Here is a 15,195-nt window from a genome sequence, read left to right as displayed (position 1 = left end):
AGGGGGCGGACACCCGTTCGAGTGTCCGCCCCCTCGTGATCAGGCTCCGCTCGCGTCGAGCATCTCCTCGCGCTCCACGATCTTCACGCGCGCACGGCCCTGGGGCTCGCCGAGGGCCTTCTCGGCCGCGTCCAGCCGGTACCAGCCCTCCCACGTCGTGTAGCGCACGCTGCGCTCGGCGAGGAAGGTCTCCACCGCCGCCGGCTCGGGCGACGCAGGGGCGCCCAGGCGGCCCTCCGCGTGGTCGGCGAGCAGGTTCGCGACGGTCTCGTTGGCGTCGCCCTTGGTGTGGCCGATCAGGCCGACCGGGCCGCGCCGGATCCAGCCGGTGACGTACGTCGACTGCATGTGGCCGCCGGCGTCGATCACGCGGCCGCCCTCGTCGGGGACCGTGCCGGACTCGACGTCCCAGGGCAGCTTGGGCAGCTCGTCGGAGAGGTAGCCGACCGCGCGGTACACGGACTGCACGTCCCAGTCGGTGAACTCGCCCGTGCCCTTGACGTTGCCGGTGCCGTCCAGCTCGGTGCGCTCGGTCCGCAGACCCACGACCTTGCCGTCCTCGCCGAGGATCTCGGAGGGAGACTCGAAGAAGTGCAGGAACAGCTTGTGGGGCCGGTCGCCGATGTCGCGGATCGCCCAGTTCTCCAGGGTCTTGGCGACCATGTCGGTCTGCTTGTTCCCGCGCCGCTCGGCGATCGAGCCTTCGTCGTAGTCGATGTCCTCGGGGTTGACGATGACCTCGATGTTGGGCGAGTGGTCCAGCTCGCGCAGCTCCATGGGGCTGAACTTGGCCTGGGCCGGACCCCGACGGCCGAAAACGTGCACCTCGAGGGCCTTGTTGGCCTTGAGGCCGTCGTAGACGTTGGCCGGGATCTCGGTGGGCAGCAGCTCGTCGGCCGTCTTCGCGAGGATGCGGGCGACGTCCAGGGCGACGTTGCCGACGCCGAGCACGGCGACCTTCTCGGCCTCCAGCGGCCACGTGCGCGGCACGTCCGGGTGGCCGTCGTACCAGGAGACGAAGTCGGCGGCGCCGTAGGAGCCGTCGAGGTCGACGCCGGGGATGTCGAGCGAGCGGTCGGCCGTGGCGCCGGTGGAGAAGATCACGGCGTCGTAGAAGGACCGCAGCTCGTCGAGGCTGATGTCGCCCGGGTAGTCGACGTTGCCGAAGAGGCGGACCTGCGGCTTGTCGAGCACCTGGTGCAGGGCGGTGATGATGCCCTTGATGCGCGGGTGGTCGGGGGCGACGCCGTAGCGGATCAGGCCGAAGGGGGCGGGCATGCGCTCGAAGATGTCTATGGACACACCGGGCTCGACGGCGGCCTCGGACTTCAGCAGCGCGTCGGCGGCATAGATGCCGGCCGGGCCGGCTCCGACGATTGCTACCCGCAGAGGGCGAGGCATGGCAGGGGTTCCCTTCGAGCGACGGCAAGGTGGATCAAGGTGGATCAAAGGGAACCCTAAACGAAGGTAAGCCTAACCCAGCACCCGGTGTCGCTTTATGACCCCATAATCAAATCTTATGACCTCCCCAAGCCACCCTTGGAGCATGCGGGAACTCGCTGGTCAGCGCGTACAGCGCCTGACAGACTGGGGCGGCTTGATCACTCCAGGAGGACGAATGGCTGACGAAGCAGGCACCCCACAGGACGAGTCCGCGGCCGAAGCGGCCAAGCGCCGGTTCCGGGAGGCCCTGGAGCGCAACGCCGCGAAGGCGCACTCACAGCAGTCCCACCAGAACCGGGCCAAGGTCCAGGGCTCCAGCAGCGCCGCGAGCGGCAAGAACAAGAAGGTCCGCCGCAAGAGCGGCTGACCCCTCGAACGCCGGGAGCCCGGCCCGGCCGCCCGCGGCGGCGGGCCGGGTCCGACCCGGCGGATCATTGGGCCACTCGGGTGAGGGGGCATAACCCCGGGCACCGTCGGCAGTTGATCAGCGCGTCCCGCCGTGGGCAGCTATCTCATGCGACAGTGCGACCGAAGGATCCCCCAGATGCTCAAGAAGTTCATGGCCACCGCCGCCGCCACCGCCGCCGTGCTCGGCGCGGGTGCCGCAGCCGCCTCGCCCGCGATGGCGATCGGCAACGACAACGGCGTCAACACCGTGAACGGCAACGACGCGGCGCAGATCTACGGCAACCAGGAGACCCACGGCAAGATGAGCCCGCAGCTGGCTCCGATCCAGGGCTCCCTCAACAAGCTCTGCGTCGGCCTGCCGGCCAAGGTCAACGCCCAGTCCCTGCTCGCGGTCCTCGCCAACATCGGCGTCCAGGACGTCAACGTCCTGTCCAACCCGCAGAACCAGCAGTGCACCGAGAACTCCACCCAGGCCAAGGGCGACGAGTCCCTCTCGCACATCGCCAGCAACATCCCGGTCCTCTCCGGCAACCTCTCCGCCGGCAGCTGATCGGATCTTCCGCGCCGGTGTCACGCGTCACGCGCGACACCGGCGCTTTCCTTTGGTCTAGACCTTGACAGGTTCAGACCATTCCGTTTCAGTGGGCGTCATTGCCCCCACGGCAAGTCCCCCCACTGAAGGAGCAGTTACGTGATACGTGCGCTTCGCCGCCGCGCCCTCGGCCTGGTCGCCGCCGCGGCCGTCACGGCCGGCCTCGCCATCGCCCTTCCCTCCTCCCACGCCGCCGCGGCGGCTCCCTGCGCCTCCCCGTGGGCCTCGTCGGCCGTCTACACGAACGGCATGAGCGCCTCGTACGGCGGCCACAACTGGCAGGCCAAGTGGTGGACCCAGGGCGAGACCCCCGGTACGACCGGCCAGTGGGGCGTCTGGTCGGACCAGGGCGTCTGCGGCGGCGGGGGCCAGGACCCGGACCCCGACCCCAACCCGTCCGGATTCGTTGTCTCCGAGGCCCAGTTCAACCAGATGTTCCCGAACCGCAATCCCTTCTACACCTACAACGGCCTGGTCGCGGCACTGTCCGCGTACCCCGGCTTCGCCAAGACGGGCGACGACACCGTGAAGCGGCGCGAGGCCGCCGCCTTCCTCGCGAACGTCTCCCACGAGACCGGCGGCCTCGTCCACATCGTGGAGCAGAACACCGCCAACTACCCCCACTACTGCGACGCGAGCCAGCCGTACGGCTGTCCGGCCGGACAGGCCGCCTACTACGGCCGCGGCCCCATCCAGCTCAGCTGGAACTTCAACTACAAGGCGGCCGGTGACGCCCTCGGCATCGACCTCCTCGCCAACCCCTACCTCGTGGAGCAGGATCCGGCCGTCGCCATGAAGACGGCGCTGTGGTACTGGAACACCCAGAACGGCCCGGGCACCATGACCGCCCACGCCGCCATGGTGAACGGCGCGGGCTTCGGCGAGACCATCCGCTCCATCAACGGCTCCCTGGAGTGCAACGGCGGCAACCCCGCCCAGGTCCAGAGCCGGATCTCGAAGTACCAGAGCTTCACCCAGCTGCTCGGCGTCACGCCGGGCAACAACCTGAGCTGCTGACGGGCGGCACTGCCGCGGCCACGGTCACCGCGTGCGCAGCGCGGTGGCCAGCTGGGCCCGTGACCGTACGTCGAGCTTCTGGTAGATGCGGGTCAGCCGGGCCTCGACGGTCTTGACGCTGAGGAACAGCTTGGCCGCCGCCTCCTGGTTGCTGGCGCCCTGGCTGACGAGCAGCGCCAGGCGGGTCTCGGCGTCGGTCAGCACCGCGGCCGCGGAGGCCAGGGCGCCGGCCCCGTCACCGGGGGCCGGCTCTCGCGCCAGCTCGCTCCAGGGGCCGGCTCCGGCCCGCTCGAACACCTCGGCCGCGGCCCGGAGCGCCGCACGGGCCGGTGCCCGGCGCCGGCGGCGGCGCTCCACCCGGGCGAGGGCGAGCAGCGTACGGCCCCGCTCCAGCGGCAGCCGGAGTGCTTCGAAGCGCTGCGCCGTGTCCTCCAGGAGGCGGACGGCGCCGTCCGCGTCGCCCTGGGCGGACAGGCACAGGGCGCCGGCCCGGTCGAGGGCGGCGACGACGCCGGTACGGCCGAGCCCGAGGGCGACCGCACGGACGGGCCCGATCAGTTCGGCCGCCTCGCCGGGCGCGTCGGCGGCGATCAGGGCCTCGGCGAGTTCCCCGTGCCAGCGCAGGATCGACGGGTCCACCACCTGCTGGGCGGCCTCCAGTTCGGCGACGCGGCGCAGGGTGGCGACGGCCTTCGCCGCCTCTCCCGTGGCCAGTTCGACGAGCCCGAGGGCGTGCAGGCTGCGGGAGAGGAAGACCTGGTCCTGCTCCTCCTCGGAGGCCTGGATGCCGCGACGCGCGTAGCCCTCGGCGCGTGCGAAGCTGCCGCCCATGGTCTCGGCCGTCGCCGCGACGTACCAGGCGGGGCCGGGCGAGAGGCCCGCCTCGATGGTCAGTTCCAGGGCCCGGCGGGCGTGGGCCGAGGCGGATTCGCACCGGCCGCTGCGCAGTTCCACCTCGGTGAGGCTGCGCAGGACCTCGAAGACGTCCTCGGCGGAACCGGTGCGCTGGACGGCCGGCAACAGCACCATCAGCTGGCGGCGGGCGTCGTCGAGGCGGTCGTCGAAGAGGGCGTGCCGGACGGCCAGGTACTGCGGCGCGTTGCGCATGCCCAGCGGCACCTGGGGCGCGGGCAGGGCGAGCGCCTCGGCGAGGATCTCCTCGGCTCCCGCGTCCCCGAGGATGCGGCCCATGCGGGCCCGTACGGTCAGGGCCATGGCCTCGGCGGTCTGGTCGCCGCCGAGCGCCGCGAGGGTGCCGGCCTCGGCCGCGGCGTCCCGGGAGCGTACGGGGTCGCCGTCGCTGAGGTTGTGCTTCCAGGCGACCCGGAGCTGGACGGCGGCCTGCAGCGCCGGGTCCCCGGCTGCCTCGTCCATGGCGTACGCGAAGGTCTCGTCGAGGGCTCCGAGGGCCTGGCCGGCGGCGTCGATGACGGCGAGCCGGGCCCGTACCCGGTCGGCGGGCGATGCGTCGCGGGCCAGGACGGCCCGGGTGGCGCGGCGGGCGAGGTCGGCGCGCCCGGCCCAGCCGGCGTCCTCGGCGGCGGTGACGAGGCGGGCCAGTTCCTCTCCGGGCAGCGAGGACGGCGTGCGTTCGGCGGCGAGCAGACCCAGCTCTGCGGCGAGGGCCCGCTGGCCGCGGCTGCGGCAGACCGCGGCGGCTTCGGTGATCTCCGCGGCGAGCCACTGGTCGGGGGTGTCGACGGCCAGCGCCCGGTGGCGTACGGCCTGGACGGGGTCGTCGACGGCGGCGGCCAGTGCCGCGTGGCCGGCAGCGCGTTCGGGCCAGCCGGCGTCGGCGGCGAGGGCGGTGGGCAGGGCGCCGGCGGTGAACTCGACGGTGCCGTCCTCGCCGACCCGGACCAGCGCGGCCCGTTCCGCCTCGGCCAGCTCGGCCTCGGCGTCGGGGCGGCCGGCCCGCCGCAGCAGGGAGACGGTGGGGCGGGAGGCGAGGGCGGCGAGCAGCAGGGTGCGGCGGGCCTGGGCGGGGGCCCCGGCGAGGAGCCGGCGGGCGACGTCGCGCGCCTGTCCGGAGACGGGCAGGGGGTCGGCGTGGTGGGCGTTGGAGTCGCGGGCCTCGGCGGCTTCCGCGAGGGAGTGGCCGAGGGCGAGGGCGAGGCGCGGGTTTCCGCCGCTGGCCTGGTGGATGCGGCCGGCGAGGCGGGCGGGCAGTCCGTGGCGCAGGAGGAGTTCGGCGACCTCGTCGGCGCCGAGCGGGGGCACCCGTACGGCGGGGACGCCGGGGCCGCAGAGGGGTTCGCCGACCGGTGCTCCTCCTTGGACGCGTTCGGCGGCCAGGACCCGCACGCGGGGAGGTGTGAGGCGCAGGGCGAAGCGGAGTAGGTCGGTGCTCTCGGCGTCGAGCCACTGGGCGTTGTCGATGACGAGGAGGACGGGCTGGCGGGCGGCGAGGGTACGGAGCACCTCGACGAGGGCCAGGCGCAGCGCGACGTGGTCGCGGCCGGCGCGGGGGGCGTCGGCCTCGCGGCGCAGGAGGGCGATGGCGGTGCGCTGGGGTCCGGAGAGCCGCTCCAGGGCGGCCGCGGGGACGGAGGCGAGGAGGGCCGCGGCGGAGGCCTCGGGTATCCACTGGTCGGCGGCCTCGGGAGCGAGGCACAGTACGGTCTCGCGGCGGGATTCGGCCGCGGCGGCGACGGCGCGGACCACCTCGGTCTTGCCCGCGCCGGCGGGTCCGGTCAGGAGCGCCCGGCCGTGCGTGGTCAGCGCGCGGTCGACCGCCTTGATCAGTTCTCCGTGTCCGACACTTGTGTCAGCGTGCCCCGTCGCCGCCACCACGCACAGCCACCAGCCTTCCAGTCCCCAGCTTCTGTGCCCTTCCTGTGAGAGGCGAGAATACGAGGTCGGACGGCTGGTGGACCCGCATTGTGACGCAGAATTCAGTCACAGGACGCGGAAAACCCGGCGGACCTGCCGATACCCGGAGTATCGGCAGGCCCGGGGATTCATTTGGTCCGTACTATCGCTCCGTCAGGCGGAGTTGGTACCGGACCCCGAGTCGGCGGGAACCGTCTCAGAAGGTGAGATTCCAGGAGTCGATCTTGCCGGTGTCGCCGCCGGCGTTGTCGTTGACCCGGAGCTTCCAGGTGCCGTTGGCGACCTCGGAGGAGGCGTTGACGGTGTAGACCTGGTTGATGTTGTCGGTGCCGCCGCCGGAGCGGTTGTGCAGCGTGTAGACGGAGCCGTCGGGGGCGACCAGGTCGACCTTCAGGTCACCGATGTAGGAGTGCACGATGTTCACGCCGACCTTGAGGGCGGCCGGGGCGTTGCCGGTCTTCCCGGTGACGGTGATCGGGCTCTCCACGGTGGTGTTGTCACCGATGGTGAAGTCCGTGGTGTTCTCGAGGGCCGGGGTGGGCGGGTTCGAGGTCACGGCGGCGACGGTCGCGGCGGCGTCGGCGAGGCCGGTGCCGCAGCCGCCGGTGCAGGTGCCGGCGAGCGGACGGGCGTTGTTCTTGATCGCCGACTCGATCTGGGCCGGGGTCAGCGCGGAGTTCGCCGACTTCAGCAGCGCGGCGAGACCCGCGACGTGCGGGGCGGCCATGCTGGTGCCCTGGTAGGGCTTGTAGATCTCGGCGCCCGGGGTGGTGGTGCCCGCGTTCAGGGACGAGAGGATCGCGTTCTCGGGGGTGGTGACGGTGCCGGGCGTGTCCGTGGCGCGGCGGGTCTCACCGCCCGGGGCGGCGACGTCGATGATCGCGCCGTAGTTGGAGTAGTACGAGCGGTCCCCGGCGCGGTTGCTGGCGGCGACGTTGATCACGTTGTTGCAGCTGGCGGGCGAGTAGCCGGCCGCGTCGGCGTTGCTGTTGCCGGCGGCGACGACGACGGTCGTGCCGCGGGCGACGGCCGCGTTGATCGCGTTCTGGTAGCTGGTGCCGCAGGCGCCGGGGCCACCGAGGCTCATGTTGATGACCTTGGCCGGGGTGGCGTTGGCCGGCACGCCGGCGACGGAGCCGCCGGAGGCCCAGGTGATGGCGTCGACGATGTCCGAGGTGGAACCGCCGCACTTGCCGAGCACGCGGACGGGCTGGATCTTCGCGCCGTAGGCGATGCCGGCGATGCCCTTGGAGTTGTTCGTGGCCGCGGCGATGGTGCCCGCGACGTGGGTGCCGTGCCAGGAGGAGTTGCTGGCCTTGGAGCCGACGCCGCACTCGCCGTCGGTGGCGTTCCAGTCGCCCTCGTCGGCGGGGTTGCTGTCGCGGCCGCCGCCGTCACGGGCGTAGGCGGAGCTGCTGATGAAGTCGTAGCCGGCGACGACGTTCGGCGCGACGTCCGAGTGGGCGACGTAGCCGGTGTCGATCACGGCGACGGTGACGCCGGAGCCGGTGGTCGTGTCCCAGGCGGCCGGGACGTTCATGCCCGCGGTGGACTCGAAGAGGTCCCACTGCTTGGCGTACTCGGTGTCGTTCGGGGTCACGGCCGTGGCGTAGGCGCGGGTGTCGGGCTCGACGTAGGCGACGTCCGGGTCGGCACGGAACTGGGCCATCACGTCGGCGGCGTCGGCGGGAGCGACGGCTGCGCCGAGGTTGACCAGCGCGGCACCGGTGCCCAGGCGGCGGTCGAACTTCGCCTTCTTGCCGGCCTTCTTGCCCTTGGCGGTGGCGTCGTCGGCGGCCGCGGTGTTGGAGCTGGCCTCGGTGGCGGACGACTTGTAGCCGACGATGAGGTTCTCGACGGGCGCGGTCGGGGCGAGCGCGGCGGCCGGGGCCGCGGCGGGGCCCTCGGAGGCCACGGCCACGGCGGCGGTGGCGGTGCCGGCGAGCAGGGTGACGGACATGGCCACGACGGATATGAGCCTGCGTCTCGTTGCGTGCACGTGTTCCCTTTCGAGGGCCGTTTCCGGGCAGACCGGAGCGGCCGGTCGGTGCAGTGTGGGGGTGGTTCCGGCGGCTGCGGGGCCGGTAGCGAGTTGGTCGGTCTCGCCCCGGCTGCCGCCGCACGCCACGTTGTCCCGGCCGCAACGGCGAGGCAGGGGCAACGGCGGTCCCGGCGCGCTTCCCCGGCCGGTAGGCCTACACGCCATGTGGGGTTGGCGTGTGAACCGCCCGGCCTGGGGAAGATCGCCGGTGGGCAGACAGTAGGCAACGCGGGGATGAACTGGATACGGGGAAAACCCTTGTCCACCCCCTGCGGCTCCCCCCGGGGGTCCCTCAGCAGTGGGTGTGACCAGGGCGTTCCCCGCGCGCGCCGGGCATCGGCCGCGAGGGGGCGGCCCGAGGGGCGGGGGCGCTGCTCAGGACTCGCCCCGGTGCGGCGGGAAGAGCCTGCGGAAGTACGTCCAGCTCGTCTCGTTCGGTTCGCTCCACTTCTCCGGTGCGTGGGCGAATTCCGGGTGGTGGTCGGCGATGTACGCGCGGGTGCGTTCGGGGACCTGCTCGTAGGCGTCGAGCTTGCGGCCGCGGCAGTGGAAGGTGAGGCCGCCGGGGCGGGCGCCCTGTTCCATCCACGGCAGCCACGGGGACATGCGGGTCCAGGACATCGTCGCCGGAACGCTCGCCTCCTGCGTGCTCAGTGCGGTCGCGGGTGCGAAGAACTGGAAGAGTTCCAGAGCGCGGTAGGTGTCGTCGGCCGAGTGCTCCGGGTACTCCTCGACCGGCAGCGGCGAGGGGTAGGCGAGCGGGATCTCCAGGCTGAAGCAGATCTGGTCGCCCAGTTCGGTCACGGGGACCGGGAAGGGGCGCCACTTCTGGTTGGCCGGGTCGTTCCAGACGTGGACCACGGGCTTGTCCTGCCAGGTCTCCATGATCTCCCGGGTGACCGGGTCCAGGTAGAACGCGGCCTCCCGGGACAGCAGCTGGTAGCCGCCGCTCTCCTCGTCCGCAACGAGGCGGGCGACGTTGAGCCCTTCGAAGCCGAAGAGCCGCCGGTAGGGCTCGCCCGGTGCCCATGAGTGGACGTCGCCCGTCCACCAGTAGGTGACCTCGCCGCCGTCGAGTCGGGCGCGGGTGCGGGCGAATGCGTGCAGGAGCTCGGCGGGTGTCATACGCCCACTGTGTCCGCCCCCCGCGCGGTCGGACAAGCGGCCCCACGGACAACCCTGGCCACTTCACGGCCGGTTGTACCGCCCGTCCGGCGCTCTCGGCCCCTCCCGCCGGCCGGCCCCGTAGGTACGCACGAACACGGTGCCCCGACCGTCATGCGGATGCCAGGTTGACGGCGGGGTCGCCACCGGTAACCGTGACCGCCATGGGGAAAGAACGCCGACTGCTCACTCTGGTCATCTGCCTGGTTCTGGGCGGTGGGCTGACCGCCGCGGTACTGGGCGCCACGCGCGCCGCCGGCCCGCACGCGGGGGCGGCGGCCGGCGCTCCGGCACCCTCCGACTACGTGGACATACGCGACGTTCCGCCCGCCCCCGCCGCCGCTCCGGCCCGGCCCGCCGCGGCGGGCGAAGGATCGCCGGGGTCGATGGCGGTCGATTGCGGCCGCAATGAGGGGCGGCACTACAACGAGGACAACCTCGTGGTCTCGCCCGGCCTGCGGGCAGGCGCCCACCACACGCACTCCTACGTGGGCAACCTGTCCACGGACGCCATGTCCACCGAAGCCTCGCTGGCCGCCGCCGCCACGAGCTGCGCGGGCGGCGACCGGTCGACGTACTACTGGCCCGTCCTGCGCCGCCTGGACCGTCCGGGCACGCGCCCGCACGAGACGTCCGCGGGGCACGGCAACTCCGGCGAGATCGTGCCCGAGGCCTCGGTCCGGGTGGAGTTCCGGGGCAACCCGGTCAGCAAGGTCGTGGCGATGCCGCCCTTCCTGCACGCGATGACGGGCGACGCGGTCGCCCTCACCGCGGGCGGCGACGCCAACGTCCGGGCCCGCTGGGGGTGCTCCGGCTCCCCCGACCGCGCCACCACCAGCTACCCCCGCTGCCCCGAGGGCGACCGCGTCACCCGCAGCCTGGTCTTCCCCAGCTGCTGGAACGGCCTCGACACCACGAGCGCCGGGCACCGCTCGCACCTGCTGTTCCCCGGCGGCAACGGGGTCTGCCCCACGAACACCTTCCCCGTGCCCGAACTGCGCGTCCTGCTCGCCTACGAGGTTCCCGCCGGGGTGCCCGTGGCGATCGACTCCTTCCCCGAGCAGCGCCACAGCCCCAGGACGGACCACGCGATGTTCGTGAACGCGATGACCGACCGCCAGATGGCCGAGGTCGTCGAATGTCTCAACGGGGGCCGCTCCTGCCGGACTTGAGCACCCGCCGGATCGAGTGACGCAGGTCACATGAACCGGATCGGCCCCGCCGGCGTGTTCCGACCGCACCACGCAAGCGAGGAAGACGGAGAGGGTGAGATGGCCGGACCACTGTGGCCCCGCACTCGGCGGGGCTCGACCGATGAGGCACTGATCAAGTCGGTGTACGAGGAGCACGGCCACGCCCTGCTCGCGTACGCCACCCGGCTGACCGGGGACCGGGCCACCGCCGAGGACGTCGTACAGGAGACGCTGATACGTGCCTGGCGGCACTCCGAAGTCCTGGTCAACGGAAAGGGTTCGGTGCGCGGCTGGCTGCTCACCGTGGCCCGGAACATCATCACCGACCGGTACCGGGCCAAGGCCGCCCGGCCGCCGGAGGTCTCCGGTTCGTCGGCCGCTCCCCCGGTGGAGGCGGACCACGCCGACTCCGTGGTGGACAGCATGACGGTGCTGGGGGCCCTCGACCGGCTGTCCCCGGAACACCGGGACGTGCTGAAGGAGTTGTACTACCGGCAGCTCAGCGTGGCGGAGGCCGCCGACACGCTCGGCATCCCGGCGGGTACGGTCAAGTCGCGCTCGCACTATGCGCTCAAGGCCCTGCGCGACGTCTTCAGGGACGACGGCTTCCGGGAGAGCGGCACAAGAGACGGAAAACGATCGGGCAGGCCGCCCCAGCAGCCGGCCGGACTGCGTGAGGTGGTGGCATGAACCGGCAGCGGCACGAGGAGGAACTGCTCGGCCCATACGTGCTCGGCGTCCTGGACGCCGAGGAGGTCCGCCGGGTCGAGGGACACATGAGCGGATGCGTGCAGTGCCGGGAGGAGGTGGCCGCGTTGCGCGAGATGGAGGCGGCACTGGGCGAGGTGCCCGAAGAGGCGTTCCTCGACGGACCGCCACAGGGCGGTGACCTGCTGCTCCAGCGCACCCTGCGGCAGATGCGGGGCGAGCGGGCCGGTGCCGCGCGCCGACGCGCGGGATTCACGGGCCTGGCCGTCGCGGCCTCGCTGGCCGCCGTGTTCTGGGCCGGTACGCAGCTGGGCGCGGGCGACCCCGGAGGCGTCGCACTGCCCGCTCCCCCGTCCCCGACCGCGTCGGCGGACCCCTCGCCCCCGCCCAAGGGGACCACGCTGCACTCGGCGACCGATGCGGGCACGGGTGCGCGGATGACGGTGCAGGTGACGCCTGCCGCGAAGTGGGTGCGGTTGCGGGCGGCGGTGACGGGAGTGCCGCCGGGCGAGCGCTGCCGCCTGATCGTGGTCTCGAAGGACGGTACGCGCACCACCGCGGGCAGCTGGGTCGTGGGCAGCCAGGAGAACGGCGAGGCCAAGGGCGCCGGCCTGGACGGTTCGGCGGCCGTCGACCGGTCGGACGTCAAGGCCGTCATGGTCGAGAACGAGGCCGGCCGGACGTACGTGTCCGTGCCCGTCTGACCGCTGGGCGAACGTGACGGAGCCCGGGAGCATATCCAGCTCCCGGGCTCCTGTTTGCCACCCAATTGCGCACACCGGCACGTTTAAGAGTCGCGGATCATTCTGAGATCGACGTGTTCTACCTTTGAACTACCGTGCCACGGGAGAGGCACAGGAGGGACTTGAACCCCCGTCCATCGATGGTCGTCCACGCTCGGTCGATCCGGTGTTCGGCGGCGAATACTGAGACTGGAGCGAGAATCTGAGATTCAAGGGGCCGCCTCTACCGGCTTGGGCCACCCCGGCACGCAATGCCGGGGGAGGGATTCGAACCCCCAACTGACACCCCTGTTCAGCTTCAACATCAGTTTCAGCTTGCGCTCTCGCGCACCTCCTGCAGACATGCAGGAGGGGTTTCGTGGGCTACCTGAACAGGTAGCCGAACACCGCGTCCCCGACCCGCTGGTCGGTGACCTCGGCGCTGTTGGCCTCCTCGCGGGCGAACTTGACGGCCTGCTGGAGCTTCTCGACGCGGTCGAGCAGCTCGTTCACCCGGCGGGCGGGCAGCGCGCCGGAGAACTTCACGGTCGTCCAGTACCCGACGGGCACGTCCTCGTAGTACACCTCGACCTGGGCCGGGTGCTTCTCCGTGGCCTCGGCCTTGACGTGGTTGCGGGGCACCTTCTTGGTGCGGATCGTGCGCACCGGGTCCGTCTTCCAGGAGTCCGTCGACGGGTCCAGGTTCCAGGACTCGGAGGCGTCCAGCACCGGCAGCTTCCGCACGAAGGTGTGCAGGTCGGTCAGCTGCTTCTCCAGGAAGAGCAGGTACGGCACGGGCACCTGGGCCAGCAGAACCGTTCCGTCCACGACCACGTCCGCGGCCGCGCTGCGGTTGGCGTAGTCCTTGGTGGCCGTCACGTCGAAGAGCCGCGTGAGCGTTCCCGCCGTCGCGCGCAGCACGTCCTCCGCCTTGACCTGCACCCGGGTGGACTCGGGCGGCAGCTGCTCGCCCTCCTCGTCCTTGGGCTGGTACGTCCGCGAGATGCCGGCCAGCAGGGCGGGCTTCTGCACGTCATGGTGGGCCTGGGTGAGTTCCTGGAGCGACTTGGACTTGACGCCCTTTTCGACTGCGATGATCTGATTCAGCTTCGGCACGCGATCAACCTAGCAGCCGCTTGTCCGATCATTCACCCGGATTTGCGGCACCCCCGCCCGCCAGGAACGACGAAGCCCACAGGCGGACCGATCATCACATTGCGGTCCATGACATCCTGTGACGTCACAACTCGCCGGGCGGATTCGGCGGACGTCCGGGAACTTGGGGAAGGTCGATGAGGCTCTGCTTCCTGGTGGAGGAGCACTACCGCCACGACGGTATGCCGAACGAGGTGATCGGACAGCTGACCGCGTGGGGGCACCGCGTGGACGTCGTACGGCCGGGCGGCTCGCTGCTGCGCATGACCGGGGCGGTGGACGCGGGCGCCCACGACGCCTGGGTGCTCAAGACGGTGTCGGGCGGCCCGGGGCTGACCCTGCTCGAAGCCGCCGCCGCGGCCGGGCTGACCACCGTCAACGACGCCCGGTCGATCCGGGGCGTACGGGACAAGGCGCTGGCCGCCGCCATCGGGCGCGGGCGCGGACTCCCGCTGCCGCCCACGTACGCGGTGGCCCGCCCCGAGCTGCTCAGGGAGGTACCGGCGGCCGAGTACCCCCTCGTCGTCAAGCCCGCCGACGGCAGCTCCGGGCGGGCCGTGCACCTGGTGTCCTCGCCCGGGCGGCTGGAGACCCTGCTGCCCGCGCTCGCGGGCGAGGGCATGCTCATCGCCCAGCCGTACGTGCCCAACTCCGGTACGGACATCAAGGTGTACGCGGTCGGAGGGGAGCTGTTCGCGACCGAGCGCTGCTCCCCACTGCACCCGGACCCCTCGGTGCGCGAACGCCGGGTGCCCCTGTCGGCCGAGGTGGCGGCGATCGCCGCCCAGGTGGGCGCGGTCTACGGGCTGGACCTCTACGGGGTGGACGTACTGCTGGGTCCCGACGGGCCGGTGGTCGTCGACGTCAACGACTTCCCGAGCTTCCGCCAGGTGCCGGACGCGGCGGCGCGGGTGGCCCGCGCGGTACTGGACCTGGCGCGGGCCGGGGGCCCGGCGGCGGCGCCCGTGGCGCTGCCGTACACGCTGCCCCTGTCGATCCCGGCCCAGGCCGCTGCGCAGATCCCCGCCGCGGCGGGTGACGCCGTATGAGGATCGGCCTGATCACCCCGGAACCGGGGCATCCGCTGCTGGCGGACACCACCGCCCTGCTCGCGCCCGAGCACGAGGTGGAAGCGCTCGATCCGGGCACCCTGGGGGACGTGCCCCTGCACCTGGCCGATGTGTACCTCCTGAAGTCGCGGACGCCGCGGGCGCTGGCACTCGCACGCGAGATGGAGCGGCGCGGGGCCCCGGTGATCAACACCGCGGCGGCCACCGCGCTGTGCCAGGACCGGACGGAGATGGCCGGGCTCGCCCTGCGGGCCGGGCTGCCGTTCGCCGCGACCCGTACCGTCGGCGTCCTGGGGGCGTGGGCGCGGGAGGCACGGCCGTCGGCTCCCCTGGTGGTCAAGAGCCGGCTCAGCCGGCGCGGCGACCTGGTCGCCCGTGCCGACGACGCCGCGCGACTGCGGGAGTTGGCCCGGGCCTGGCCGCAGGAGCCCGTCGTGGTGCAGGAGTACGCGCCCAACAACGGCTGGGACCACAAGCTGTGGGCCATCGGCGATCGGGTCTTCTCGGCCCTGCGCCGGTCCGAGCTGTCCCCCGGCGGGCGCGGTCCCACCCACCCGCTGGCACCGGACGAACTGCCCGCCGGATGGGCCGATCTGGTGCGCCGGGTCGGCACCGTGTTCGCCCTGGACGTCTACGGCGTGGACATCATCGACACCGGCGGCGGGACGCCCCTGATCGTGGACGTCAACGCCTTCCCCGGTATCCGCGGCCAGTCCGGCGCGCCGGAGGCCCTCGCGGCCCTGGCCCTGCACCGCGCCACTTAGCGGACACGGCCCGGGCGACGCCCCGGCAGGTCCGGACGGGGGAATGCGGGCGCCGCGACGCCCGCGGCCCGGTGTCGCGGCGCGGC

At 72.3% G+C, this 15,195-nt stretch carries 13 protein-coding genes; 8 read left to right on the top strand and 5 right to left on the bottom strand.

The window, feature by feature from the left end:
* Positions 1-39: 39 nt before the first annotated feature.
* Positions 40-1,401, bottom strand: coding sequence for an FAD-dependent oxidoreductase (locus IG86_RS0107305; protein WP_030895644.1), 1,362 nt, complete (start codon positions 1,399-1,401; stop codon positions 40-42).
* Between the two features lie 217 nt (positions 1,402-1,618).
* On the opposite strand from IG86_RS0107305, the gene IG86_RS0107300 reads away from it, so the two are divergent.
* The 3 genes from IG86_RS0107300 to IG86_RS0107290 all read left to right on the top strand — a co-directional run bounded on the left by IG86_RS0107300 (position 1,619) and on the right by IG86_RS0107290 (position 3,460).
* The gene (locus IG86_RS0107300) at positions 1,619-1,810 is read left to right on the top strand and encodes a DUF5302 domain-containing protein (RefSeq protein ID WP_030895643.1); all 192 of its coding nucleotides are present in this window, start codon (positions 1,619-1,621) and stop codon (positions 1,808-1,810) included.
* 177 nt (positions 1,811-1,987) lie between these two features.
* On the top strand, positions 1,988-2,401 hold the full coding sequence (locus IG86_RS0107295) for a rodlin (RefSeq protein ID WP_030818104.1): 414 nt from the start codon (positions 1,988-1,990) through the stop codon (positions 2,399-2,401).
* Between the two features lie 141 nt (positions 2,402-2,542).
* Positions 2,543-3,460, top strand: coding sequence for a glycoside hydrolase family 19 protein (locus tag IG86_RS0107290; protein WP_030895638.1), 918 nt, complete (start codon positions 2,543-2,545; stop codon positions 3,458-3,460).
* A gap of 24 nt (positions 3,461-3,484) precedes the next feature.
* Here IG86_RS0107290 and IG86_RS0107285 read toward each other — a convergent pair whose 3' ends face one another.
* The 3 genes from IG86_RS0107285 to IG86_RS0107275 all read right to left on the bottom strand — a co-directional run bounded on the left by IG86_RS0107285 (position 3,485) and on the right by IG86_RS0107275 (position 9,458).
* A complete protein-coding gene (locus tag IG86_RS0107285) occupies positions 3,485-6,253 on the bottom strand; it encodes a helix-turn-helix transcriptional regulator (protein ID WP_030895637.1) in 2,769 nt (922 codons plus the stop codon).
* Positions 6,254-6,488: 235 nt separating this feature from the next.
* Positions 6,489-8,252 carry a S8 family peptidase gene (locus IG86_RS0107280; protein WP_030818111.1) on the bottom strand — a complete coding sequence of 588 codons (1,764 nt, stop codon included), beginning with the start codon at positions 8,250-8,252 and terminating at the stop codon, positions 6,489-6,491.
* Positions 8,253-8,708: 456 nt separating this feature from the next.
* Positions 8,709-9,458 carry a DUF1838 family protein gene (locus IG86_RS0107275; protein WP_030818113.1) on the bottom strand — a complete coding sequence of 250 codons (750 nt, stop codon included), beginning with the start codon at positions 9,456-9,458 and terminating at the stop codon, positions 8,709-8,711.
* 203 nt (positions 9,459-9,661) lie between these two features.
* On the opposite strand from IG86_RS0107275, the gene IG86_RS0107270 reads away from it, so the two are divergent.
* The 3 genes from IG86_RS0107270 to IG86_RS0107260 all read left to right on the top strand — a co-directional run bounded on the left by IG86_RS0107270 (position 9,662) and on the right by IG86_RS0107260 (position 12,102).
* A complete protein-coding gene (locus IG86_RS0107270) occupies positions 9,662-10,669 on the top strand; it encodes a DUF1996 domain-containing protein (RefSeq protein WP_030895636.1) in 1,008 nt (335 codons plus the stop codon).
* Between the two features lie 99 nt (positions 10,670-10,768).
* Positions 10,769-11,380 (top strand): sigma-70 family RNA polymerase sigma factor, encoded by a 612-nt coding sequence (locus tag IG86_RS0107265; RefSeq protein ID WP_030818118.1) that lies wholly within the window; start codon positions 10,769-10,771, stop codon positions 11,378-11,380.
* The gene (locus tag IG86_RS0107260) at positions 11,377-12,102 is read left to right on the top strand and encodes an anti-sigma factor (RefSeq protein ID WP_030818120.1); all 726 of its coding nucleotides are present in this window, start codon (positions 11,377-11,379) and stop codon (positions 12,100-12,102) included. Before IG86_RS0107265 ends, IG86_RS0107260 begins: the two co-directional genes overlap by 4 nt.
* 402 nt (positions 12,103-12,504) lie before the next feature.
* Here the strand turns inward: IG86_RS0107260 and IG86_RS0107255 are convergent, their stop codons facing one another.
* Positions 12,505-13,236, bottom strand: a complete 732-nt coding sequence (locus tag IG86_RS0107255; RefSeq protein ID WP_030654325.1) for a DUF7873 family protein — start codon at positions 13,234-13,236, stop codon at positions 12,505-12,507.
* Between the two features lie 176 nt (positions 13,237-13,412).
* On the opposite strand from IG86_RS0107255, the gene IG86_RS0107250 reads away from it, so the two are divergent.
* The gene (locus IG86_RS0107250; protein WP_030895633.1) at positions 13,413-14,324 is read left to right on the top strand and encodes an ATP-grasp domain-containing protein; all 912 of its coding nucleotides are present in this window, start codon (positions 13,413-13,415) and stop codon (positions 14,322-14,324) included.
* A complete protein-coding gene (locus IG86_RS0107245; RefSeq protein WP_030895631.1) occupies positions 14,321-15,109 on the top strand; it encodes an ATP-grasp domain-containing protein in 789 nt (262 codons plus the stop codon). Before IG86_RS0107250 ends, IG86_RS0107245 begins: the two co-directional genes overlap by 4 nt.
* The last annotated feature ends 86 nt before the right edge of the window (positions 15,110-15,195 follow it).

It is taken from the genome of Streptomyces virginiae (assembly GCF_000720455.1).
In the GTDB taxonomy this organism is placed as follows: Bacteria; Actinomycetota; Actinomycetes; order Streptomycetales; family Streptomycetaceae; genus Streptomyces; species Streptomyces virginiae.
Note: the sequence above shows the minus strand (reverse complement) of the source record. Positions and strands in the feature narration are given on the sequence as shown.

What these genes read in the sequence shown, in the direction of transcription:
- IG86_RS0107250 (WP_030895633.1), top strand. Translation starts at nt 13,413, where the DNA reads ATGAGGCTCTGCTTCCTGGTGGAGGAGCACTACCGCCACGACGGTATG.
- IG86_RS0107275 (WP_030818113.1), bottom strand. Translation starts at nt 9,458, where the DNA reads ATGACACCCGCCGAGCTCCTGCACGCATTCGCCCGCACCCGCGCCCGA.
- IG86_RS0107245 (WP_030895631.1), top strand. Translation starts at nt 14,321, where the DNA reads ATGAGGATCGGCCTGATCACCCCGGAACCGGGGCATCCGCTGCTGGCG.
- IG86_RS0107305 (WP_030895644.1), bottom strand. Translation starts at nt 1,401, where the DNA reads ATGCCTCGCCCTCTGCGGGTAGCAATCGTCGGAGCCGGCCCGGCCGGC.
- IG86_RS0107270 (WP_030895636.1), top strand. Translation starts at nt 9,662, where the DNA reads ATGGGGAAAGAACGCCGACTGCTCACTCTGGTCATCTGCCTGGTTCTG.
- IG86_RS0107280 (WP_030818111.1), bottom strand. Translation starts at nt 8,252, where the DNA reads ATGTCCGTCACCCTGCTCGCCGGCACCGCCACCGCCGCCGTGGCCGTG.
- IG86_RS0107300 (WP_030895643.1), top strand. Translation starts at nt 1,619, where the DNA reads ATGGCTGACGAAGCAGGCACCCCACAGGACGAGTCCGCGGCCGAAGCG.
- IG86_RS0107295 (WP_030818104.1), top strand. Translation starts at nt 1,988, where the DNA reads ATGCTCAAGAAGTTCATGGCCACCGCCGCCGCCACCGCCGCCGTGCTC.
- IG86_RS0107265 (WP_030818118.1), top strand. Translation starts at nt 10,769, where the DNA reads ATGGCCGGACCACTGTGGCCCCGCACTCGGCGGGGCTCGACCGATGAG.
- IG86_RS0107260 (WP_030818120.1), top strand. Translation starts at nt 11,377, where the DNA reads ATGAACCGGCAGCGGCACGAGGAGGAACTGCTCGGCCCATACGTGCTC.